Raw genomic sequence first — 24,054 nt, 5'->3', positions numbered from 1 at the left:
GACCAAATGAATGAGATCAAGACTGTAGCCGTCATCGGCCTTGGGTACATCGGCTTACCGACTGCAGCCATTCTTGCTGCCAATGGATTGGACGTCGTCGGCGTAGACGTCAACGAGGGAACTGTTAACGCAGTAAACCGAGGTGAGGTTCCGTTTGTCGAGCCCGATCTCGCCGTCCACGTATCCGGGGCCGTGAGTCAGGGACGCCTCAAAGCTACCCTTGAGACACCGTGTGCAGACGCTTACGTAGTGGCGGTGCCGACACCGTTTAAGGCCGATCACTCGGCAGACCTTCAATACATCGAAGCAGCCGCGCGGGGAATAGCTCCACAATTGCAGGGTGGTGAGCTCATCATTCTCGAATCAACCTCTCCGCCGCGCGCGACTCGCCATATGGCGGACTACATCTTGGCCCTTCGCCCTGACCTTTCCCTCGATGGTGGGGGCGACCGACCCATTATTGACGTGGCGCACTGCCCAGAGCGGGTACTTCCGGGACGTGTAATGGTTGAACTTGTCACGAACGACCGCATTGTCGGGGGGATGACGCCCAAGGCAGGGGAGCGCGCGAAAGAGCTCTATTCGACTTTTTGCCAAGGTGAGATTCTTCTCACGGACGATGTCACAGCCGAAATGGCAAAACTAGTAGAAAACTCCTTTCGAGATGTCAATATAGCCTTTGCCAACGAACTGTCCGTGATCAGCGACAAGCTCGGCATTGATGTTTGGGAGCTCATACGCTTGGCTAATCATCACCCCAGAGTTAACATCCTGCAGCCGGGACCAGGCGTGGGCGGCCACTGCATCGCTGTAGATCCGTGGTTCATAGTTGCAGAGGCCCCGGAGGAGGCGAACCTGATCCGACAGGCGCGTAAGGTCAATGACGCCAAGCCCTTATGGGTCGTTGAGAAGGTCATGGCGGAGATGGAAGGCAAAGAGCGCCAAACCGAAGTGGCAGTTCTTGGCCTTACATTCAAGGCCAATATTGACGATCTCCGTGAGTCTCCGGCCATCCAGATCGCGACAGACTTAGCCCATCGACTTTCCACCCACAGAATCAACATTGCCGAGCCTTTCATCAGTGAGCTCCCGGCAGTTCTGAGTGGGCGAAGCAACGTCGTTCTCGTGGACACGGAGTTGGCTTTGAGTCGCTCCGGTGTGGTGCTCGTGCTCGTAGACCACGACGTCTTTAGGGACCTGAACCGCCAAATGCTGTCGGACAAAGTCGTTGTTGATACAAAAGGGATTATGCACTAGTGACCCGATCCGGAGCGTCAGACGTAAGGCCCGTGGATATATGCCGGTCCGCCACTTTCAATAATCTCGCTGACCTTGTAGAGACGGTCGCTCTTATATGTGGACCTTCCGAAGCAGAGCCGAATATCTCGAGCATCGATGCCGATATACTCGTCATTCGTAGCGTTGAGGATTTTGAGTCCGAGCTAACGTCGGTAGTAGATGCGTTTATGGTCGTTCCAAGTGGTCTTGCACTCATGCAACAGTTCCTTGAGGAATCTCGTATCGGCTCGTCAGCGCGCATTCTGTGGTCCTTTGGGCTGCCAGCTAACGAATCGTTATTGAGGCTGGATAGCATCGGCTTGCCTGCCGGACATCAAGTGACGGGTTTTTCCGGAACAGCACACCAAGCAATCTTGATGAGCGCCCCGGGGGAGGCCCCTACTCACGACAGCTTCAGCTTTCGCAGCGGCCTGACAATCGCTTGGATAGATTACGATGTGTTGCATGCCTCCTTGGCGGCCGAGGAGTACGGCGTAGCACACCAGCTGCTTTTTGAGCTCACCTCCAAGCACATTGGCCTCTTGGAGAGGCTTAAACGGGAACGCGTCGGGACTGACAAGGAGTCCAGCACTGAGGTCAAGGAACTGAGCGAGGAGCTGACCCGTCTCAAGTACCGGCATGCTGCGCTGACGCGAAAGTACCAATCCCTGGCCCGGTCAAAGCTGGGCCGACTCACCCTTAGGATTTGGGAGCGGAGGCGTTCTGGCGCTCAGGGCTTTCGGAAGAACAAGAGGCCAACGGCATGAATCGAAAATCGGTGTTTCCTTTCACAGAGGAAACCAGTGGAAACTACAGCTCACAAATGTTATTCGACGCTGGCGCCCGCGACGCGGAAATTGAAACTTTAGAGGCAATGGTTGACCACTTTTCTAGTTCGCGAGCTTGCTCGGGAACTTCGACCAAACGCTTCGGCGTCTCCGTGGTGATAGCCACTTACAAGGGTGCGAAGCGAATTGGGCACTGTCTCAGATCTCTGGAGGAACAGGACCTCGACACCAAACTGTTCGAGATCATCCTTGTAATGAACGGCGCCGATGATGGTACTCGCCAGATAGTGCGATCGTTCCGGGACGATAACCCACATTTGCTTGTCCGACTGGTTTACCTGCCTCAAGCGAGTGCGGGAGCGGCGCGGAACCTGGGCATCGCGACGGCACGCTTCAGCTACCTCACGATGGTCGATGACGACGATTATGTTGGAACCAAGTTCCTGTCAGCGCTGCTGTCCAAGGCATCACCGCAGAGAGTAGTGATAGCACCAATTATCAACATCGACGCAACAGGTAGGGAAGACCCGAACAGTTCCCAGAACGCAAAGATCCAGTTCCATGCTGGACATGACTTTAAGCTTGCCTCTGCACCGAGCATCGTAGGCTTCAACGCCTGCAAACTGTTCCCGACTGAAGCACTCCTGGAAACTCGTTACTTGGAGAACTTGGCGAGCGGCGAAGATGTGTGTTTCATGGCTGCTGCAACTTTACGACGAGATTTCGACGCCAGTGTTGGCACTTTGGACCGGGAAGGAGCCTATTTCAGGGTTCTCCGTGATGACTCGGTTTCGCGTCAATTGGAAGACTTTCATTTTGCCGTGGAACAACGTTTAGCAGTAATTCGAGAACTCGAATACTTGCGAACGTGGGATAATGAACATGGGGACGCCCTAGTTATTGCGTTGAGTAAGGCTCAAGCTGAGTTTATAAAGCGCTACATGAAAATGCACCCCGGGCAGCAGGCAAGTGTCACCGCGGCCATTGATGCGTCTGGAATCAAAGACTTCCCCTGGACTCTGATCAACGAAGGGACTGCGCAGCACCTTGCGATAAGCTACTGCTTCCCTCCCTACGCTGACACCAGCGCCGTCGTTGCGGCTAAAGCAATAGTTGACCGTGGAAATATTGTGGATGTTATCCATAGTGACATGGGCAACGTTCGAACTGTCGATTCAAATTTGAAGACCATCGCGGGGCGTTTCATCGCGCACTCCATTGAGGTGGACTCGCCGCCCTCCTTCGCAGGATGGAAGGAGATTATGGAGTTCGTTTCAAAGGGAATAGCTGTGGCCGAGCGCCTTAACGCCAGTAACGGCGGCTACCGAACCATGTACAGCCGAGTTCAGTGGCCCGGGTCCCACTTCCTAGCGGCGTTGTTTAAGATTCGGCATCCTGCAACGGTTTGGACGGCGGAATTTTCGGACCCGCTGAGTCATGATGCATCGGGTCATTTTCGACCGGGCGAAATCATTAGAGACCAGATGTTTGACTTCTTCAGTAGGAGCGTTGCTGGCAAAGGATATGCCCTTCCGAAGAGCCGCAGCCTTTTTGTTTGGTGCGAATTCCTTGCCTATGTTTTAGCGGATGAGCTGATCTTCACAAATGAAAATCAGTTGCAATTCATGTTGACAAAGATTCCGGATGCCAAATTGCGCAAGTGGGTCTTGCAAAAGGCAATTGTCCGGCCTCACCCAACGCCGCCGGCGGAGAGTTATACCCTTGTCCGCTCGGACTATCCTCTGGTTCTGTCGCGGTTCAATATCGCCTACTTCGGCAATTTCTACGACAATAGAGCACTCCATGAGGTGTTCACGGCTTTGATCAACGCACCCGTTGATGTTCGGAGTGACACGCGCCTCCATATTTTTACTAACGAAACGGACAAGCTGGCCCGCACCGTTGACAGTCTCGGGCTGACGGAAATTGTCGTCATTGAGAGTTACCGACCATATTTTGAGTTCCTAAGTTTGACAAAAAGATTCGACGTTTTATTAGTCAACGATGTGATGCGTACCGAACATCTCGAAATTAACCCATTTCTTCCCTCTAAATATTCGGACTATCTTGGGTCCGGTCGCCCCATCTGGGGACTCCTTGACGATGAGAGCCCGCTCAGCAAACAGCCGTTGGCCTACAAGTCACCTGTCGGCGATGCAGTTTCCGCGTTGGCCATCATCCGACGTATGCATGCAGACTGGCTGTCGAGTCGCGGCAAGGATGTTTGATAAGCCAGTCCGATATCACCGTTATGACTCATCCATCGTCCTAGCCGGATTTGTTCCGCAGCAACAGCTTTACGACGTTCGAGACCGGGGCAGACTATTTATTGTGCAGTATTCATCTCCCTGCTATAGGTCCGCTTGTACCCCACATGAGAAACTCAGCATATGAATATCCGACGATCTGTTCTTGGTGTGCTGGCACTTCTGCTGTTAGGCGGACTCTGCGGCGCAAATCCCGCGAGCGCCGCCACATCCCCCGAATATGAAGGCGTTGGGACACGCACCCTGACCTTGCCAACACAGGGTGGCCGGACAATCTACGTGTCAACGGCGGGATCCGACGTCGTAGGTGTACAACAGCGGTGGGGCTATGTCGAATATAGCCGCATTACCTGCCTCGACTCGGGTCTGCTGCCGCCTAATCAGCCGACCTGTCCTGAGCCCGATTCAGAGCATCCTCTTCGCACAGTGCAGGGGGGAGTAAGAGTTGCCAAACCAGGGGACGTAATTGTTGTCCGTGGGGGCATTTATGATGAGCGCGTAGGCTGGGGTGCTCGTCCGGGAACCATGAACGCTGGAATCCACCTTCAGGCGTATCCCAAGGAGAATGTTGGTATCAACGGATACCTGTCGCTTAAGGATGCCGACTACTGGACCGTTTCTGGCATCCGTTTCGGCTACAGTCCCACCAACACGACGGGGCAAGCCATCGTGAACTTCTTTGGCGGAACAGGCTGGAATTTCGTTGGCAATGAGGTCTCGGGCACTAGGGGGGTCGCAAATCTGCTTATTCGTGAACGGACTCCACTATCGACTTCAGCCTCGGACCGGGCGGTCGCTGCTCCACACGACTACTTAGTCGCCGCAAATTGTATCCACGATGCAGCTAAGACGGGCAGTCAGGGGCAGATGCACAACATTTACTTGATGCCCACAATCTATTCAGGGGGTGGAGCAATTGAAAATAATATCATCGCGGGAGCGCCCCTCGGTGCGAACATTAAAGCCTCCGGGAGCGCCGATCCCGATGGTGCTCCCCGTGAGGTGATTATCCGCCACAACACCCTCTTGTACGGCGCGTCGGGTCTGGTAATGGGGCAAGCCGCTAACCGAGTGGAATCAATAGGCAATTTGATAGCCCTTCCCATCAGCTCCGGCCCAAATGATGGGGGCGTAAAAACGTATGAGCTGACAGCAGCTGATACCGATTCAGTCAAAGACACTCTGATCTCGGGCTACGTCCATCCAGTACGTCAGCCATGGGGTTCCGACCCGACACTATATCTGCGGCGAAACGTTACGCCGCCTAGCGTGTCATTGACAGGGTCAGTGGCCAACTGCAGCGTGCGTGCAGCGGATTCATCCATTCGCAGCGTTTACGGCCATATGGCACTTAAGTAGGCTTCTTGGCGTACATCCATATTTGCGTGGCGAACACCGCTTCATTGTGCAACGGCCAATCGCATCCCCGTATCCGGATCGTCACGGCTACAGCAATTCCAATAAGCACATCAAACGCCAGGCCGTGATTCACCAACGTACGCTGCTACTAACGCGTATCCGGTTGCAATGCTGGCAGAGCTGAGTATTTGAAGGTTGGAGGCCACCTGATCTTGCCTTTCGGGGCCTTGATGGGCCTTCGCAGATAAGCATGGATGCGCAGTCTGAGGATGGCCCACATATCCATCGCTACCAGTTCCACCCTGTTCCGCCACCCGCGCGGCCGGGCCCCGATCCAGTCCCGCACCGCCTGGCCGCGGCGGCCATCCACGATATCCAGGTCGGTGAACACGATCGGCCGGGGCTCAACCCGGGTGACCCTGCCGGCGTCATCCTTCAGGTATCTGACCCCGTCGGAAGCGGTGTTCATCCACGCCTGGCAGATAGCTGTTGTTGGAACTGCTGGTCTGGGTAGTTGGTACTGGGATTCTGAGAACTTGGTACCGGCCCTTCGCTTGCCTGCTCGGGGCCGGCACCGTGTCCTGGGTGGGGCTTATTCCCAGTGGTCCGGTTGAGCCCGGGCCCTGTCGTCACGGAGCTGTCGCATGTCCACGTCGCCGAGGTTGACTTGGCGGGCGTTGTTGGCCAGCCGGTTCACGATCGAGTCCGCGGCCACCCGATCCGGTAGGGCCTCGACCCAGTAGGCCGGGCCGGACTGCGAAGCGATGAGTGTGGGCAGGCGGTGTTCCCGGTTGGCTAGGACCGCGAAGAGGTCGTTGGCCGCTTCGGGGTCGATGCCCACGGTGAGGAAGTCATCGATGACCAGGAGGTCCACGTCGGAGAGCTCGTTGAGGAGCTTTTGGTGCCCGATGCCATCCCCGCGGGCGATGACCAGCCGGCGGGCGAGGTCGTCCATTCGGGTGTAGGAGACGGTGTGTCCGCTCTGGCAGGCGGCGATCCCGATCGCGCAGGCCAGGTAGGTCTTGCCGCCACCGGTTGGGGAGATGACGAGCAGGTTGGTGGGGTCTTGGCGCCATTGGTGGGCGGCATAGCGTTTCATCCGCACCGGGGTGATGCCGCGTCCTTCCTGGTAGTTGATCTCGGCGACCGAGGCTTGCGGGATGGGGAACCTGGCGGCCCGGATGAGCTTGTCGATCCGGTGGGCCCGGCGCTGGTGGAGTGCATCGTCCACGGCAGTGAGGAAGATCTGCTCGGGAGTGAGCTCGTCATTGGCCTCATCGGTGATCAGTTCCTCGAACCGCACGGCCAGGTGCGCGATGCGCAGGGTCCGGAATTTCTCGTGGTCCTCACTGGTGAACATCAGCCCTGTCCTCCCTGGCCGCCGCGGCGGTAGTGCTCGGCCGAGCGCACGTGCACCGCCGCCTGGAGGCCTGCGCCGGGGTCGGCGCCGCCAGCGGGTTTGCGGGTGGCCGCCGCCGGTGTGATGGTTCTGGGCTTCTTGGTGTCGGAATCGATCGTGGCCATGATCCGCTTGATCGTGCTGTAGGTTCCCGGGCCCTGACCGGTGTCGAGCAGGACCTGGCAGGCGGCCTCTAAGCGGGCCTTGTTCCGCTTGCCCAGGGACTCCAGGATGTTCTGGCAGTCCAGATAGCCTTGGGCCTCCACGGCGTGCCGGTCGATGATCCCGGCGATGACCGCCTCGGTGGCCGGCCCGAAGCCCCGGGCCCGGTCCGTGAACCACCGCTTGGACCACAACCCGTCGATACCCCGGTGCCGGGTCGGGGCATGCGCGACATCGGTCGAATACTGGCCCTTCCGGCCCTGCCGCCGGACATGCTCACAGATGACCCGGTCCCCGTCGAAGACGGTCACCGTCGTGGACGTGACCCGAACCCGCAGCAGCTGCCCCGCATAGGTGTAGGGCACCGAGTAATGCTGGGAATCGCAGCTGACGTGGTAATTCCGTCCGACCTTGAGCTGCTTCCATTCCACCGAATCGAACCCGTCGGCCGGCAGCGCCTGGAGCAGGCCGGACTCATCGGCGGTGAAGCGTTCCCACCGGGTGCTCCCATCGGCCCGGGGAATCTGCTCGTTAATCTCGACCAGTCGGGCCCCGATCGCCGCGTTCAGGGCCTGCACCGTGGTGAAGACCTCCTCGGCCAGATAGCCGATCACCCGCTTGTTCACCACGTTCACCGCCGACTCGGCCGCGGCCTTGTCGCGGGGGCGTTTCACCCGGGCCGGCACGATCCCCGTCGAATAGTGCTCGGCCAGCTGTTGGTAACGGGGGTTGAGCACCCGGGCCGATTCGCCCCGCTTCGGCCGGTGGGTCGAGGTCGCCGGATTGTCCGGGACCACCAGCTGCGGGACCCCACCATAGAAAGAGAAAGCCGCCACGTGGGCGGCAATCCAGGACGCCGATGTCATGTCCGTGTACCCATGGCAGAACACCGCACCGGAATACGGCAGCACCGCCACGAACAGGTAGACACCGGTCACCTCCCCAGTGACCGCGTCCACGACCTCCAGGGTGTCACCGGCCCAGTCCACCAGCATCGCCCGGCCCGGCTCGTGGTGCAGAGTCGCAACCACATCGCTCACCCGGGCATGGTCGGCGAACAGGGCGCAATACTGTGAATACCCGTACTTCTTCCCGCCGTTCGCGGCGGCCGACGCCAGATACCTGCTCCAGGCCTGCTGAAGGGTGAAGTGCCGGTTCTCCCGCATCGAGGCCAGCACCCGATCAAAATCCGGGCGCTCGTATAACTCCGTGACCCTCTTCCGGCCATCGGGAAACAACCGGGCGATCTCCTGCGGAGACATCGCCCCGATCTGCCCGGCGGTAAATCCGTACGCCGCAATCGTCTTCTTCGCCGCGGCCACGTCACGACGTGAACACCCCACCACCGCGACGATCTCGTCATAGCTCCGACCAGCAACAGCCAAGGTCATGATGGCCTTGAAATCGGCCATGCTGCCTCCTCACATAGGAAAAGGCGGCGCCCAGTGCACCGCCTCACCCACAGCGCATCACCCAGCGGCCACGACAGTACCAACTCACCGGAACAGCAATACCAACAACCCGGAACACGCGTACCAACTCAAGCTATCTGCCACACGCCCCCGTCCAGGACGGCCGTGTCAGCGGTGACGCGCATGACTGTTGTCCATGACACGGCCGGCGGCTGCAGCGACCCCGGAGACGGCACGCAGCTCAGTGGACAGCCCGGCGACAATGCCAGCCACCAGCATGCTGGTCAGCCGGGACCGCAACCGAATTTCATCGGTGGTCTGCACGAACGACCGCCGCGGACACTCCGGTTCCAAACAGGCCAGCCGCCGCTTCCGAACCCGGATTTCCAGCGGGGCTCCGCCGCACTGGACATCCCGGACGCGGTGGATCGGGCGGGCCTGGACCCGAGACGACAGCACACCGCAGTCCGGGCAGGCGCCTTCGCAGCCGACAGGCTCGACCAGCGCCGCCCGGGTGTCGCCGGCATGCTCGGCAGAGAGCACAACATGGCCCTCCAAATTAGACAGAATCGACGCGGCATCGCACGTCTGCGTAATCTGTAACAAGGCTCGTAGTCCTCCGCAGTAGATGTCTCGACAACACCTATGCTCGCAGGGCTACGAGCCCCTTCATTTGAAGGACACCACGCTAATAGTTGATGAGCCCCTAAACTGGGTGGCCCCCAACAACGCCACTACCGGCACCCAAGACCGCTACGGCGCGCTCAGCCCACCGGCCCCCAAACACACGATAGATGGACCCCACAAGAGCGAATATTCAGAGCAGCGACCCGAGCGTCTCCCTCGCCAGAATCTAATGGTCACGGACGAGCCTCGAACCATGCGGAGAGTAGGCTGACCGAAAATAGACGCCAAATGAGTGTTTTGCCGCTGTACTGACGCCATTCTAGAGAGACAACTGATGTGGAGTTGGACGCGCGTCAATAGCTCCAGGCTGTGCGTTCAATGTTCTTGATTGCGGTGAAGTTGGATTTAACCTGGGTCTACGAGCGCCAGCGATGTTGAGCATTTCGCTCTTTTCCAGCAGCGGCAAACGCCGCGGCAGACCGATTCCGACACCAACCGTGCGGCCGCCTCACGCGTCACTCAAGTTCGGTTTCGGCGGTATTCATGGCGCATCTGCATAGCAGAGTCGAAAGTGGGCGGTCGTCGGAATGAGGTCTTTGTCAGGACTTACGACCCAGTGATTCGAATCGCCATCCCTCAGTTTGCCAACGGATGGGATCCAAGACATTCCTGCCATCGATTATGGATTTGGACTCGACCGTTTCCCCGACCGCCGAGGGATCGAGTGTCCTGAATTCCTCCCACTCAGTCAGCAAGATCGTCAGGGTACTGTCCTTCAAAGCTTCAGCAGCTGAGGTTGAGTACGTCAGGCGTGGAAAGCGTAATCGGGCATTGTTCATCGCCTCCGGGTCGAAGACGCTTACGTCGGCGCCCGCATTGTAAAGCTGCGCAGCGACATCCAAGGCGGGGGAATCACGAACATCGTCGCTGTTGGGCTTGAATGCGACACCCAGGACGGCGATCTTCCGGCCCTGAAGATCATGGAGGATTTCTTTTGCCAGATGGACAACTCTATCCCTTCGGCGCAGGTTGATTTCGTCCACTTCGGTAAGAAAACGCATTGTGCGATCTAGACCAAGCTCGCTAACTCGTGCCTGAAGCGCCCTTATGTCCTTGGGCAGACAACCTCCACCAAAACCAACCCCGGCGTTGAGAAATCGTCGGCCTATCCGGTTATCGAGGCCGATTGCATCGGCCAAGACCCTGATGTCGCCGCCTACATGTTCAGTTACTTCAGAGAAAGCGTTGATGAACGAAATTTTCGTGGCTAGAAAGGCATTGGCCGCGGCTTTTACCAATTCCGCCGTCTCAAGGTCTGTGGAAATAAAAGGCGTTCCAGAAGCGAGAGGTAACCCATATACTTCCTTTAGTAGATCAATCGCTTGGGCGTCATCGCCTCCCACTACTAGCCTGTCGGGCTGGAGTGTGTCCTGCACTGCAAAGCCCTCGCGGAGAAACTCGGGGTTCCACAACAGACTCACTGTGTTGTCCCCAGCCACTGTATTTCTGATTAGATCGCTGAGGCGCCGGGCACTACCGACAGGAACGGTCGACTTGCCAACTATGACGCAATCCCTGCTAATGTGGCTGGCCAAAGTTTCGACGGCCATGTCAACGTATGTCATGTCAGCAGCATGGTCACCAGCTTTTTGGGGTGTGCCAACGGCTATGAAATGAATGTCCGCCCAAGGCCCAATTTCTGCATAAGAGGTAGTAAACCGCAGGCGCCCGCTAGTCGTGTGTTTGCGGAGAAGTTCCGGCAAGCCTGGCTCATGGAAGGGCAACACGCCAGCGGCAAGCTGTTCAATTTTTTTCGGGTCTGTATCTACACCTACTACCTCAAAACCGAGCTCCGCCATGCAGGCTGCATGTGTGGCTCCCAGATATCCTGTTCCAATGACGCTGATTCTCAATGACACGTAGTCCCTTATTTGTGTTAGTTTACGAAGCTGCTTTTCCTCATGACTTTCGGAGAGGATCGTGGCGCTAGTTGCAGTGGTCGCCCATCACCAGTGAGAGGCCGGTAGACTCCAGGAGGGCGCGGAGGGAATCCGGGTTCACCGAATCGGAAAGAACGTGGGCTTCTTTGCACAACGCGAGACCCGCCGCACTCAGATCCGCGGACAGCAACACGGCAGCTGCAACCGAGGACACATCCTCCCCGATTCCTTCGTTCAGTCGCGCGTGCAACCAAGCGTTTGCCGCGACGCTCAGCGAGTTCATTGTCAGAAGGCCACCCGAGCTGAACTGGGTAGGAAGCAGGCTAAGTCTGATCCGCCGCTGCATTCCGAGTTGGTTCTGTGGTGGGGCGTGGACTGCCGAATGGTCAAGCACAATGATGGCGTCGCCGTGAATGGAGTTGTTGTCCACGAAGCTGACCGGATCTACTCGCAGCGACCGCTCAGCCAGAAATAGTTCAATGGATCGCGAAACTTCCGACGATATCGGACTCTCAAACAGCAGCCGGTCATTAGCATAAGCACCGAAAATGAGTGCGGCTGCCACCGCTATCCGGTCTTGGTCTGTGTTCTCCACTATATAGTCCAGGTAGAACGTGTCGACCGGCGGCTGGGTATCCCCGATTTCACTAATGGCGAGGATACCTGACCGTCCGAAATTGTTGGCGGTCCATCTTATTTTCAAGGCAATCTCCTGGAATTTTTCAGTGCCGCGCCAAGTAGGCGGCCAAGGTCCGTAGCTGCTCTGACAACCAGGAACGGTTCAGAGTCTCCAGCGGAGGCGCCAGCTCGATCTTCCCGCTGGAGCTTCTGAACGCCCTCTTTTAGGTCGACCTGGTCGACTACCGTAAACACGACCTCTGCCCTCTTATCCGAACTAGCAGCTGACCTTGCTGATGGAGAGGTTGATTGCATTACCCACGTGCAATCTGACCGTCCATCGGCTACATGGGCGCCAATGGTCTTGATTACCGCATCGATCGGAGTGCCAACGGGACCCTCAACTGCAGAGAAATCGATGCCGGCCTTCCGCAGCGTTGCCATGTCACGCCAGGTCACGTCCGAGAAAAGGCGCGCCGTTGTCCAGTCCCCTTGATGCCGGGCCTGCCTGCTGATGCGGACACCGGCCGTGTTCGGCAGCACGTCGCGGTACTCATCATCGGAGGCCGTGCTTCTAACGTGTGTTAGGACCTGGCGCTCTACGAGATGATCCGGCAAGTACGGGCGAACACTCTTCTCAAATGTGTCGGCCGCGAGCCCTGATAACCATTCTTCGGACGTATGAGTGTTCGCAGGGTCCTCTGCGGCTCCATTTGCAAACTTCAGCATCCGCTGTGAGAGTTTGGCCGAGGCTTGTTGAATCTCTCCTGCACTGCGGGTGATCTGACCGCCATGCAATCGCCGAAGGATTAGGCTTTCACCGGTATGCCGCATTCGAACCCCCGAGCGGATCATCCTCATGGCCACATTGTTATCGACGCCGCTTTTGAGCGTTTCATCGTATTCAAACTGTCTGAAAATATCAGCCCGGATCAACCATGTGGGATGCGTAGGATTATTTCCGTATCGAAGGGCAGTTTGGATATTGAAAAGGCGGTGGACAAGTCGATGCATTTCCCCCGTGTCGTGATCAAAATGCACGGATACCCCAAAACTTCCGTGGTCACCTGGCGCCAACGATTTCAGTTGGCATTCAAGTCGCCACGGCAACATAATGTCGTCGTCATCATGTACGGCGATAAAATGGCCACGTGATTGCCTCGCCCCAAAGTTGCGGGAAGCAGAAATTCCCGCATTAGATCGCCGGAAGTAGCGGATTCGAGGATCGTCGAAGGAAGCCACGACATCGGAAGTGTTGTCTGTGCTTCCATCGTCGACAAGGATGACCTCGAAATTCTGGACGGTCTGAGACTGGATGGAATACAGACAGTCTGCGATGTAGTCGGCGCGGTTGTAGGTGGAAATCACAATGGATACCAGCGGCGTGCCCACGGTTTGCGACACCCAATTTTCCAAGTCCCCGAAGAGGGAAGAATCAGGCGCCTCGCCCGGCGTCGCCACTGGCCTCGACTCACGCCGCTTATTCATACGCGCGGCCAACGTGTACACGCCCAGTTCAGAAGACAACCATTTCTCTGAGATGCCAAACTTGCGGCATCTTTTCAGAAAATCATCCACAGTGAGGTTAAACTCCCGCAGGGACGGCTTAAAGCCGCATAGGAAGTGCAGTCTTTCACGGGGAACGACAATGGCTGCAGTCGAACTGTTCCGATTCGAGGCCACCGAGTCCGTTCGAGAGTTCGACGTGGCAAGGATAAGTTCGTTCAATTCAGCCTGAGTCATACTCTGTATTGGACGCACTACACGTGTCCTGAGGCGCAGCACGGAGGCAGGGTTGGATTCCAACATGTTCTCCAACTCAACCTTAGTTCCACGAGGAAATATTGTGCCGGCAGCAATAATCAGAATATGTTTCTCTGTGAAATGCTGAATGAAGCCATTGATGGCTGCTGAAATGGTCTGGGTATTGGGATCGAAATATGACTTGTCGTAATCGCTATAGGCGACATGGCCCAAAGTAGTCGACGAAAGGATGGCAGGACGCAAATTTGCATACTCAAGCGACTTTACGGTCCGGGCAAGAGATTCGGCGTCAGAGTCCAAATCCGCTACAACTAGGGCTACGATATTATTCACTTGGGTTTCATTCATTTCTAAGAAGCCTACCCTTTGAGATTGTACTGAGCCGGTTCGCATTTAGATTTCCATATCCCCCGATCGCCCAAATCCCCGCAACCGCCGAACTTGGAGCGAAATGTTTGTTGCTCCAAGGAAGAATTGAGAGCCCAATGTCGTCTATTTCTCGATCGAAGGAAATCGCGGGTAAAACGAGGGCATCCGCAGAATCTAGCTCGATATACCGGAAGTGTCCTGACAGCGACTTGGAAAAACCCCAAGCTTTTGACGTTATAGATGATCCTCGAGGAAGTGTTAATAGAGCTACGAGGCCCTTTGGCGGAACCGGCGTTAATAGGTCCACCACGAATTCGAGTGTTGACGTCGGCGCCGTGAAACGCCAGGCGTATTTGAGACCCGGATTCCTGGCTTCAAGAATTCTCATTCAAAATCTCCCTCGTTGGAACTGGGGAAAGCCCAATGATTTGGTCAACCACCAAGTCCCCATATTCCGCGTTCATGTGGAAGTAGTCACCCTTGGTGTAAGCGCTGTCTGGGCTTAAGTCCGTCGCGTCTGCCAGGCCGAATCGGCCTTGTGTAAAGCCGGCGAGGCCGAGAGTGGATTCCGGTTGCGCCAAAAGATGCACGCCCTGGCGCTCAAGTCCCTCTAACTGTTTAGCGTAGTTAACTTGAAAAACTTCGAAGTCCGTTGAGCGCTTCAGTTCACGAAAGAATCCCAGATGTTTCTCGGTGCGCTCTAACACCCACTCCAAGGGCATCGGTTGTTGGACGTAAAAGACTGGTTTGGTTGTGCTCAACCGCAGGGAAGTAAGTACTCTCATTGCTTTGGAGTTTGAGTAAAGTTCGTGCAGCATGGAGTCATACGCGGTCGGCGACAACAGGTAGGCGCCCGTGCTGCGTTCGTGCTCTTCAGATCTGAAGTTGACATAGGTCTTGGCCAAAGCCGCAAACGAGAAGTGCATGCCAAAGACTACGAAGACGTCGTAGACGTCCACATCAACCTCAGGAGCATAGGCGCAACGAATATCGTCGAACTTGGCAATTTCTGTTTCCCCGTCAAAGATTCTTAGTGGGAGTTGGCCGTAGGTTCGCTCGATATGGAAATCAGCCTTTAGAGCGTCGTTGCCTGCTACGCGCTCTTTCCAAGCGGGCATGAAATGGCCCAGATGCGAGTCACCTATGAAACAGTACTTCACTCCGCAAACACCTCCAGCATGGCTTCCTCACAAAGAAGTTCCTCTGAGCTTGGTACTGCCTGTTCGGCTCCGTGCTTTGACACGGGCGGATATGAATAGAAGAAATGCCGCATCACCTCGTTAACACCCTCCGATGAGACGCCCCGGAGACTTTCGTCCCAATACGTGCCTCTCGCCTGACTTCCGGTAATGATTTCGAATGAGGGAAAGTAATCAACGTCGGTGTAGAGGCGGGAAAGTTCTCCGGTTACAGCGCGGAGAACAGATTTGGAGTAGGTAGTAGCCAGTAAGACGTGATCTTTTGTGGCAGTCGCGGCAAGAGCAACGGGAGACACTGTGATAATAAACTTCAGGTCAGGATTTTGCCCCAGTAGGAGGTTGCGTAGCTCCTGAAAGTCAGAAAGTATCTCTGGGTAGTCGAAGTTTTTAAATTCAAATATCTCCGAGTCAAAATCGCCGCAAACCGTACCTGGAGCGGTCGGAAAGACAGTTCCTGTCGTCTTCTCCACCCAGCCTTCGGTAAGACCGAAGGTGAAAACGAGAACCGTAGCGGACTTCACCATCGTCCGGACAGCTCTGAGGTGCTGCTCTCTGTGTTCCTTCACGGACTCCGGACTGCTTAATCCGTTTGGCTCGACAGTCGGGCGAAGGGCGTCATAGTAGCGTCCGTCCTTTGTCCAGATCCAATTCGCTGGGCGCCGCAGGCCGAAGGCTTCCTGGGCTAATTGAAGCAGTTGCCTAACGTAATATATGTTTCCAAATCGGGCTGAGTAGACTCCGAAACCGAACTTCTCTGCCGTCGACGCCGACAGAAATGGGGGTGCTGGTTCGGAATCCACGACGTTGAAGCCGTTAGCTCGCAAATTCCTCGCAATGTGCTGAGCGAAGCAGCTACCCGCAGTGGCTATCGCATCAGAGGGGTCGATACTGAACTTTTGTTCATGGAGTCCTGCCCCGGGCTCATAGCCCTCGCTGGACATCGCTGCCTTCCAAAAGTTTTTGGAGGGTCTCCCTCGGTACGGTGAGCGCCCCTTTTGTACCTCTGTCGATGGATTCATTGCGGTCATCCTTCTATACCTCCAGGTCTTCGGGTAGATTCAGCGCGGCTGCGTCTGGTCGAGCTTTTCCAAGATCCCTCGCGCGAAATCTCGCGAAAGTTCCACTGCATCAAATTGGTCCGTGTAGCGCCTAACAGCACCGGTGACGTTAAAAGCAAAGAATCTTTCCGACCGCTGAAAGGCTTCGACGAGCTTTTCCACCGAATTGTCTTCCACTCGTTCGCCAACTTCATCGGGCATGCTTTCCCAGATTGCGGGAACATCTGATGCGATTATCGGCAGATCGAATGATTGGTAAAGAAGGATGGCACCGCTATTCAACATGCGGGTATACGGGGCAAGCCCAACATCGGCGGCACGCATGTAATTTTGGACAAAATGGTTGGGAACTTTTTTGGCTTCGATCAGGACATTTGGGTGAGCTTGGCATTGTGCTACAAATGCGTCAACTTCGGGTGTGCCATCTGGGTTTCCGCCTACCAAGAGCTTGCGCGGGATCGAAGGGTCTAGATCGCAGAATTCGTCGAAAGCATCCAAAAGGCGTTGCAATCCTTTGTAGGCTTTAAGGGCGCCGAGAATTACATAGACCCTATCCTTTGGACCGATGCCGAACTCAAGCCGCGCGTTGTTGCGGGTGACGTAATCTTCGTAAGTTGTGCGGTAGTTGGGGTGCGGTACCGTTAGAAGCTTGGCTCTATCGATTGTCAGCGCCGAGGACATCATCTCGGCGGAAGCGTCAGAAAGAACATGCAAGACGTCGGCCTCGTCTGCGAGAATTTGCTGCGCCATCATTTCGAGGTCTGGATATTGCGCACCATGCGGGATTATGTTGTGCAGCGTCCAAACAATTCGTCCCCCGCGGCTCTTGAATTCATCGATAGCGCTCTGGAAGTCACCCAGTTTTTTCTTGGCAGTAGTGTAATTTTTGACGTCGTTCAGGATAAATGACGTCCAGTGAATGTGGAGAATTAATTGAGATCCGCGAGACCCGACTAATGGCAGACTGCCAAACGACCAACTGTCCACTATCGGTACGGTTGCAATGTCGTATTCAGATGTCGCCTTATAGAGAAGAGACTGATAGGGGTTGACTCTGCCAACTGGGGTATAACCAAGTACGTGCGGAGCCTTCGCCGTAGTTTCGGACAGCATTGCAATAGCGGCTTTAGCTTCGAGGACGGGCGATCCCTCTTCATTAAAGTAGCCCTTAAGCTTCAACTTCAACGTGTTCCTCCGGTGTGAGGGATGTTGTCATGCTTCGTTTGCTCATGTGTTGTGTGCCCTTGGTTGAAATCCTCAAGTCGGCTTCCCAAGTGCAGGAGTTCGGAAATTGCGGCCACTGTTCGCGCTGCAGCGTAGCCATCACCGTAAGGGTTGACAGCGTTGGCCATCGAATCGAAGTGATTTTGTTCGTTGAGAAGGCGATCCACCTCCTTGACTATTCGTTCCTCGTCCGTGCCGATTAGGGCTACGGTGCCGGCATGTACTGCCTCTGGACGCTCAGTATTTTCACGCATCACCAGGACCGGCTTACCGAGGCTGGGGGCTTCTTCCTGGACTCCGCCAGAATCGGTGAGCACGATGTGCGCCAGTGAAAGCATGCGGGTGAACTCGCCGTAGGCGAGAGGCTCGGTGACAATGACGTTGGTCTTTCCTTCAATCGCTGGAAGGACGGCTTCGCGGACAACGGGGTTCTTGTGGGCCGGCAGCACGATGACCAGGTCCGGTTCGGCATCCGCGATGCGCGCCAGAGCCCGGCCAATGCCGTGCATGGTGTCGCCCTGGTTTTCGCGGCGGTGGGTTGTCACCAGGAGGATCCGGCGTCCGCTTGCAGCCAATTCCTCAAGCTGAGGGTCGGTGAAGGGGATCATCTTGTCGACCGTGGTGAGCAATGCATCGATCACGGTGTTACCGGTGATCACAATGTCATCACCTGAGATGCCCTCCGCCAGGAGGTTCGCCTTGCTGGTGCTGGTGGGTGCGAGGTGCAAGCTGGCGATCTGGCTCGTTATTTTGCGGTTCGCTTCCTCCGGAAAGGGCGAGAGCAGGTTTCCGCTGCGCAGGCCTGCTTCTACGTGCACCACAGGAATGCCGTGGTAAAAAGCTGCAATGGCGCCAGCCGTAGAGGTGGTGGTGTCCCCCTGGACGATGACGGCGTCGGGCTTGTTATCAGTAAAGAGTTTGTCCAAGCCATCGATGGTGCGGGTCATGATCGCGGACAAGGACTGGCGCTGCTGCAGGATGTTGAGGTCGTGGTCCGGAACGATGCCGAACAGCTCGTTGACTTGATCCAGCATCTCGCGGTGCTGGCCCGTAACCGTAACTATGCAGTCGAAATCCGGGGATTCCTGAAGAGCCGTGACGATCGGGGCCATTTTGATGGCTTCCGGACGTGTCCCGAAAATTGGCATGACACTGGGCATGGATTCCCTCAAGAGTGGCAGTGGTGGTGGTCCGATGCTATCGCAGTGACAACGAACCGATGAATTGTGTTGCGGCCTCAGGGCTCAGCCGGCAAAGATCAACAGCAGAGCCAGGGCCGGGATGCTGAGCGCAACCAGGATCACTACGCACAGTGCCACAAGGCGTTTTCTGCGCTGGCCGGCACTTCTTGATGCGGGCCCCGATGTTGCATTTGGCTTTTCGGGTTCCCGGGTGGAATCCTCGCGGCGTGGTGAATCCGGCTCCGCCAAAGCGCGGCCTCCCGGCAGCAGCTCGTCCGGTATCTCCCGGCGGAACCGGCGTTTGCGCATGTGCCGGGGACCCGTGGCCGGTGGCAGTTCGGGACCGTCAGTCTCGCTCAAAGTCACCTCTCCTCACCATGAATGCAGCCCGACCGTTCTACCCAGGGCAGCTTCAATTGTTGCATCCAGCGCCTAGGTACCGCATTCCGGATCCAGCTTCACGTCCAGGAGGCCGCCGGTTTCGATCACAAACCGCCGCAGCCACTGCAGGGAGTCCAGCTTGGGTTCGGACGCCACCATGCTCACCCGGGCATCGGTGCATTGCTCGATCAGCGTCCTGGCCCGGGGGACATGGTAGGAGGACGTGACCACTGCAATGGATGACCATCCGTTGGATTTCACCAGCTTCCGGATCGCCTCCGCCTCCCCGCGGGTATCCATGCCCGGCGGCCGGAAACAGACCAGCGAGGAACTGGGAAAGGACGCCTCCCGGCACAGGGTGTCCGCGGTGAGGTTTCCCGGTGTATCCGTCCAGGACACCGCCAGAACGGGGGCACCGGCGTCGGCGGCCAAGCGCTGGGCCACGGGCAGGCGCTCCGCGCTGCTGCCGCCTAGAACAATGACGGCATCAACATGGGACGCCGGCGCGGCGGGGGAGTCAAGGTTGAACAGGAACAGGCAGACGGTGAACCACACCGCAAACAGACCGAGGAGGGTGCCGGTGATGATCTTCACGGCGACGGTCCCCTTCTGATGCACCCTGCAAGTCTAGGTGCAGCGGCAGTGCCTCGATGTCGGTGGCAGCAGATACCGTAGTTGCGTGCCTGAAAAACCGCTGACCGATGAAACCCCCGCAGTCTCCGGGCTGTCCGAATCCCAGCTCCTGGCCCGGATCTTTCCGCGCCTGGACATGACCGGCAATGCCCGCGGCGCGGCCACGCTCCTCGGCCCGGGGGACGACGCCGCGCTGGTGGCGGCGCCGGACGGCCGGACCCTGATCAGCATCGACACCCAGGTCCAGGACCAGGACTTCCGGCTTCACTGGAACAACGGCTACCGCACCACCGGCTTCGATGTCGGGTGGAAAGCCGCGGCCCAGAACCTCAGTGACATCAACGCCATGGGCGGCACGGCGACGTCGCTGGTGGTCAGCCTCACACTGCCGCCCGATACACCCGTCAGCTGGGTGGAGGACCTGGCCGACGGACTCACCGCCGCCATCGGGGAACTGGGTGCCACGGCCTGCTCCGTGGCGGGAGGGGACCTGGGCCGCGGCACGGAAATTTCCGTGACCGTGGCGGTGCTGGGCACGCTGGACGGCGGAAACCCCGTGCTCCGCTCCGGGGCCCGCGCAGGCGACGTGCTGGCGCTGGCGGGCACGGTGGGCCGGGCGGCCGCCGGACTCGCGCTCCTGGAATCCGGAACTCCCCTCGACTCCCTTAACGAACCTCAGCGCGCCCTCATCCACACCCAGTCCCGCCCGCAGCCTCCCTTGGCAGCGGGCCCCCTGGCCCGGTTGTCCGGGGCCACTGCCATGATGGACATCTCGGACGGCCTGGTGCGCGACGGCGGCCGCCTCGCCGCCGCCAGCGGCGTGGTGCTGGACCTGGACCCGCGGGAACTGAAGCGGCAGGCCGAAAGCCTCAGCCCGGCGTCGGACATCCTCGCAGCGGACCCCCTGGCCTGGGTGCTGGGCGGGGGAGAGGACCACGGGCTGCTGGCTACATTCCCTGCCGGCATTCAGCTTCCGGCCGGATTCACTGCGATAGGCTCAGTACAAGCCCCGGGAACCCACACTGGCCCGGGCGTCACAATTGCAGGCCGCGTCGCTGGCGCCACGGGATGGGATCACTTTGCAGACTAAGGTTGCCGCGAATGCCCAGGCGATGAAGCGGTGGTTGGACCAGGCCGAAACAGCCATCGCCAACCACAGCGACCGCATCAACGCCATCAACATCTTCCCCGTGGCCGACGGCGATACCGGCACCAACCTGTACCTCACCGTCCGCGCGGCCGCCCGTGCCCTGCACAGCTACCACGCAGGCCAGGACCCCGCCGCCCCTGCGGACCCGGCACAGACGGATGTGGGAGCAGTGCTGGCGCACGCCGGCCGGGCCGCCATGGAGCAGGCCCGCGGTAACTCCGGCACCCTTTTCGCTGTGTTCCTCTGCGCCGCCGCGGAGCCGCTGGAAGGGCACACCCGCCTCACGTCGGCGCTGCTGGCCGCGGCCCTGAACCGTGCCCAGATCCGTGCCTGGTCCGCGTTGAGCGACCCCGTGCCGGGCACCATGCTGTCAGTAATGGAAGCCGCCGCCCGGGCCGCCGCCGCAGTGGATGCCGGCCACAACGGCGACGACAGCAACCTTGCCCTGGGCAAAACCCTGGATGCCGCCGTCGAGGGGGCGCTGGGAGCGGTGGTCAGCACGGAGGGCCAGCTGGCCGCCCTCGAAGCTGCCCATGTGGTCGACGCCGGGGGCGTTGGCATGCTGCTGATCCTCGATTGCCTCCGCTCCGCTGTCCTGGGGGAGGGCCTGCAGGGCGAACTCCTCGACGGGCTGCACGGCTACGACGTCCAGGACCCCCACATCCACGCCACCATGCCCGATGACGACGGCGTTGAGGTCATGTGCACCATCAGCCTCTCACCGCTGAACGCAGCCACCCTCCGGCAACGGCTGGATGAGATCGGCGATTCCGTCATCATGAGCCAGGTGGGCAACGCCGCGGAGCCGGACGGCAACTACCGCTGGCGCGTCCACGTCCACGTTCCGGACGCCACCCCGGCCGTTGCCCTGATCCGCTCCCTGGGCCACCCCTCGGAACTCACCGTCAGCGAACTCGCCATAGCCCGGGATCCCGAACCAGCTCCAGCGAGCTCCTCTGGACATGAGCGCTGAACTCGGCCAGCGCCTTGAACGCCTGATCGGAAAACGGTCAGCCTCGGCCATCGAAAAACATTTGGGCATCAGCACCGTGGGCGGGCTGCTGAACTACTTCCCCCGCCGCTACCTCAACCGGGGCGAGCTGACACCTATCGACGAACTGCCCGTCGACGAGGAAGTCACCCTCATCGCCCGGGTCCTCTCCAACAGCACCCGCAGAATGCAGACCCGCCGCGGGTCCATTACCGATGTCATCATCACCGATGACGCCGCCTCCCACGGCCGTCCGCGCCTGGCCTCCGTCAGCGCCGGCAGCGGGCACGGCACCCTCAAAATCACCTTCTTCAGCGGTTACCGCGCCCAGGCGGAACTCCTGCCGGGCCGGCGCGTCATGTTCTCCGGCAAAGTAACCCGGTACGGCAACTCGCTCGGCCTGACCAACCCGGACTTCAACCTCCTGGACGAAGACCCGGACATGCCCGGCATGGACCCGGAAAAGCTCGCAGCCATGCCCGTCCCGGTGTACCCGGCCACGGCAAAGCTCACCAGCTGGTCCATCCAGAAAGTGATCGACACACTCCTCCAAACCGTCGATCTGGAGGCCCTGCCGGACCCGCTTCCGGCCGACGTCACCCGCAGGGAAAAGTTCCTGCCAGTGGCGGAGGCCTACCGGCTCATCCACAAACCCGAAACGCAGGCCGACTGGAGGCGCGCCCAGGACCGGCTCCGGTTCCAGGAAGCCCTGGTCCTGCAGGCCGCACTGGCCCGGCGCCGTGCCCAGCTCGCGGCCGAGGAAGCCACCGCCCGCCGCCCCGCCGCGGAGGGCCTGCTGACGGCCTTCGACCGGCAACTGCCCTTCACGCTCACCGCCGGACAGGCCGCCGTAGGAAAAACCCTTGCCGCCGAACTTGCGCAGGACAGCCCCATGAACCGGCTCCTGCAGGGGGAGGTGGGCTCCGGCAAGACCATTGTGGCGCTGCGGGCCATGCTGCAGGTGGTGGACGCCGGCGGCCAGGCGGCACTGCTCGCACCCACCGAGGTCCTCGCCGCCCAGCACTTCGAATCCATCCGCCGAACCCTGGGCTCCCTCTCCCGCGATCCCATGCTGTCCCCGGACGGGCTGCTGGGAAGCCTGGCCGAAGGTGCCGTGCAGGTCACCCTGCTCACCGGATCCATGTCCACGGCAGCCCGCAAACGGGCCCTGCTCGATGCCGCCTCCGGTGCCGCCGGCATCGTGATCGGCACGCACGCGCTGCTGAGCGAGAACGTCGCGTTCTATGACCTGGGCCTGATCGTGGTGGACGAACAGCACCGGTTCGGCGTGGAGCAGCGCGACGTCCTCCGGTCCAAGGCCAACAAGCCGCCGCACCTGCTGGTCATGACGGCCACCCCCATTCCCCGGACCGTGGCCATGACAGTCTTCGGCGATCTCGAGACCTCCATCCTGGACGAGCTCCCCGCAGGGCGCGCGCCGATCTCAACCCACGTGGTGGGCCTGGCCGAAAACCCCGGCTGGGCAGCGCGGATCTGGTCGCGTTCGCGCGAGGAAATCGACGCCGGGCACCAGGTCTACGTCGTGTGCCCCCGGATCGGAACGGACGACGACGGCGATTTCAGCCCCGGCGAAGCGGAACCGTCCGCGGCTGCCCTGGCAGGCGACGGCGGCGAACGCGAACTCGCGTCCGTCACCGCCGTCGTCGAGCAGTTGCTCCAGGAACCCGCCCTCGCCGGCGTGCCGCTGGGACCGATGCACGGCCGCCTGGACACTGCGGTGAAAAACGCCGCCATGGCCGACTTCACCGCCAACCGGACCAAACTCCTGGTGTCCACCACCGTGATCGAAGTGGGTGTGGACGTCCACAACGCCACACTCATGGTGATCCTCGACGCCGACCGCTTCGGCATCTCCCAGCTTCACCAGCTGCGCGGCCGCGTTGGCCGCGGCGGCCTCCCGGGCACCTGCCTGCTGGTCACCAGCCTGGAACCGGGCCACCCGAGCCGGCGCCGGCTGGACGCGGTGGCCTCCACGACGGACGGGTTTGTGCTTTCCCAGGAAGACCTCAAGCTGCGGCGCGAAGGCGACATCCTGGGCGCGTCCCAGTCCGGCGGCCGTTCCACCCTGAAACTGTTGCGGGTGCTGGAGCACGAGGACATCATTGCCCGGGCAAGGAAGGACGCCCAGGACGTGGTGGGATCGGACCCGGCGCTGGTACGGCATCCCCGCCTCGCCGAAGCCATTGACGAATACCTGAACCCCGAGAAGGAGGCGTTCCTTGAACGCGGATAG

Annotated in this window: 19 protein-coding genes; 6 read left to right on the top strand and 13 right to left on the bottom strand. The window is 59.0% G+C overall.

Annotation, left to right across the window (positions count from 1 at the left end; genetic code table 11):
• Nucleotides 1-6 precede the first annotated feature (6 nt).
• The 3 genes from wecC to SBP01_RS11570 all read left to right on the top strand — a co-directional run bounded on the left by wecC (nt 7) and on the right by SBP01_RS11570 (nt 5,692).
• Complete coding sequence (wecC, locus tag SBP01_RS11580) at nt 7-1,257, top strand: UDP-N-acetyl-D-mannosamine dehydrogenase (RefSeq protein WP_320535876.1); 1,251 nt, start codon at nt 7-9, stop codon at nt 1,255-1,257.
• Nucleotides 1,258-1,984: 727 nt separating this feature from the next.
• Nucleotides 1,985-4,294: a glycosyltransferase gene (locus SBP01_RS11575; RefSeq protein ID WP_320535875.1), complete on the top strand. Its 2,310-nt coding sequence runs from the start codon at nt 1,985-1,987 to the stop codon at nt 4,292-4,294.
• A 564-nt stretch (nt 4,295-4,858) separates the two neighbouring features.
• The gene (locus SBP01_RS11570) at nt 4,859-5,692 is read left to right on the top strand and encodes a hypothetical protein (protein WP_320535874.1); all 834 of its coding nucleotides are present in this window, start codon (nt 4,859-4,861) and stop codon (nt 5,690-5,692) included.
• A gap of 148 nt (nt 5,693-5,840) precedes the next feature.
• Here SBP01_RS11570 and SBP01_RS19775 read toward each other — a convergent pair whose 3' ends face one another.
• The 13 genes from SBP01_RS19775 to SBP01_RS11505 all read right to left on the bottom strand — a co-directional run bounded on the left by SBP01_RS19775 (nt 5,841) and on the right by SBP01_RS11505 (nt 19,644).
• Nucleotides 5,841-6,161, bottom strand: a complete 321-nt coding sequence (locus SBP01_RS19775; RefSeq protein WP_414004219.1) for a transposase — start codon at nt 6,159-6,161, stop codon at nt 5,841-5,843.
• A gap of 123 nt (nt 6,162-6,284) precedes the next feature.
• Nucleotides 6,285-7,052 (bottom strand): ATP-binding protein, encoded by a 768-nt coding sequence (locus tag SBP01_RS11560; RefSeq protein WP_320535873.1) that lies wholly within the window; start codon nt 7,050-7,052, stop codon nt 6,285-6,287.
• Nucleotides 7,052-8,665: an IS21 family transposase gene (gene istA, locus SBP01_RS11555; protein WP_320535872.1), complete on the bottom strand. Its 1,614-nt coding sequence runs from the start codon at nt 8,663-8,665 to the stop codon at nt 7,052-7,054. Before istA ends, SBP01_RS11560 begins: the two co-directional genes overlap by 1 nt.
• Before the next feature lie 168 nt (nt 8,666-8,833).
• The gene (locus tag SBP01_RS11550) at nt 8,834-9,208 is read right to left on the bottom strand and encodes a transposase family protein (RefSeq protein WP_320535871.1); all 375 of its coding nucleotides are present in this window, start codon (nt 9,206-9,208) and stop codon (nt 8,834-8,836) included.
• Between the two features lie 683 nt (nt 9,209-9,891).
• Complete coding sequence (locus SBP01_RS11545) at nt 9,892-11,151, bottom strand: UDP-glucose/GDP-mannose dehydrogenase family protein (protein ID WP_320535870.1); 1,260 nt, start codon at nt 11,149-11,151, stop codon at nt 9,892-9,894.
• Between the two features lie 127 nt (nt 11,152-11,278).
• A complete protein-coding gene (locus SBP01_RS11540) occupies nt 11,279-11,935 on the bottom strand; it encodes a hypothetical protein (RefSeq protein WP_320535869.1) in 657 nt (218 codons plus the stop codon).
• On the bottom strand, nt 11,932-13,962 hold the full coding sequence (locus SBP01_RS11535; RefSeq protein WP_320535868.1) for a glycosyltransferase family A protein: 2,031 nt from the start codon (nt 13,960-13,962) through the stop codon (nt 11,932-11,934). Before SBP01_RS11535 ends, SBP01_RS11540 begins: the two co-directional genes overlap by 4 nt.
• A 395-nt stretch (nt 13,963-14,357) precedes the next feature.
• Nucleotides 14,358-15,143 (bottom strand): hypothetical protein, encoded by a 786-nt coding sequence (locus tag SBP01_RS11530; RefSeq protein WP_320535867.1) that lies wholly within the window; start codon nt 15,141-15,143, stop codon nt 14,358-14,360.
• Nucleotides 15,140-16,123, bottom strand: a complete 984-nt coding sequence (locus SBP01_RS11525; protein WP_320535866.1) for a GSCFA domain-containing protein — start codon at nt 16,121-16,123, stop codon at nt 15,140-15,142. Before SBP01_RS11525 ends, SBP01_RS11530 begins: the two co-directional genes overlap by 4 nt.
• Nucleotides 16,124-16,240: 117 nt before the next feature.
• Nucleotides 16,241-17,425, bottom strand: coding sequence for a glycosyltransferase (locus SBP01_RS11520; RefSeq protein ID WP_320535865.1), 1,185 nt, complete (start codon nt 17,423-17,425; stop codon nt 16,241-16,243).
• Nucleotides 17,422-18,624: a non-hydrolyzing UDP-N-acetylglucosamine 2-epimerase gene (wecB, locus tag SBP01_RS11515; protein ID WP_320535864.1), complete on the bottom strand. Its 1,203-nt coding sequence runs from the start codon at nt 18,622-18,624 to the stop codon at nt 17,422-17,424. Before wecB ends, SBP01_RS11520 begins: the two co-directional genes overlap by 4 nt.
• An 84-nt stretch (nt 18,625-18,708) precedes the next feature.
• A complete protein-coding gene (locus tag SBP01_RS11510) occupies nt 18,709-19,005 on the bottom strand; it encodes a hypothetical protein (protein WP_320535863.1) in 297 nt (98 codons plus the stop codon).
• A 72-nt stretch (nt 19,006-19,077) separates the two neighbouring features.
• Nucleotides 19,078-19,644 (bottom strand): YdcF family protein, encoded by a 567-nt coding sequence (locus tag SBP01_RS11505; protein ID WP_320535862.1) that lies wholly within the window; start codon nt 19,642-19,644, stop codon nt 19,078-19,080.
• A gap of 151 nt (nt 19,645-19,795) precedes the next feature.
• Between SBP01_RS11505 and thiL the strand changes: the two genes are divergently transcribed.
• The 3 genes from thiL to SBP01_RS11490 are packed head-to-tail and all read left to right on the top strand — an operon-like array spanning nt 19,796 to nt 24,054.
• Complete coding sequence (gene thiL / locus SBP01_RS11500) at nt 19,796-20,749, top strand: thiamine-phosphate kinase (protein WP_320538333.1); 954 nt, start codon at nt 19,796-19,798, stop codon at nt 20,747-20,749.
• A 22-nt stretch (nt 20,750-20,771) separates the two neighbouring features.
• Nucleotides 20,772-21,782, top strand: a complete 1,011-nt coding sequence (locus SBP01_RS11495; protein ID WP_320538332.1) for a DAK2 domain-containing protein — start codon at nt 20,772-20,774, stop codon at nt 21,780-21,782.
• The gene (locus tag SBP01_RS11490) at nt 21,772-24,054 is read left to right on the top strand and encodes an ATP-dependent DNA helicase RecG (RefSeq protein ID WP_320535861.1); all 2,283 of its coding nucleotides are present in this window, start codon (nt 21,772-21,774) and stop codon (nt 24,052-24,054) included. The genes SBP01_RS11495 and SBP01_RS11490 overlap by 11 nt, the downstream gene beginning before the upstream one ends.

The organism is Pseudarthrobacter sp. IC2-21 (assembly GCF_034048115.1).
In the GTDB taxonomy this organism is placed as follows: Bacteria; Actinomycetota; Actinomycetes; order Actinomycetales; family Micrococcaceae; genus Arthrobacter; species Arthrobacter naphthalenicus.
Note: the sequence above shows the minus strand (reverse complement) of the source record. Positions and strands in the feature narration are given on the sequence as shown.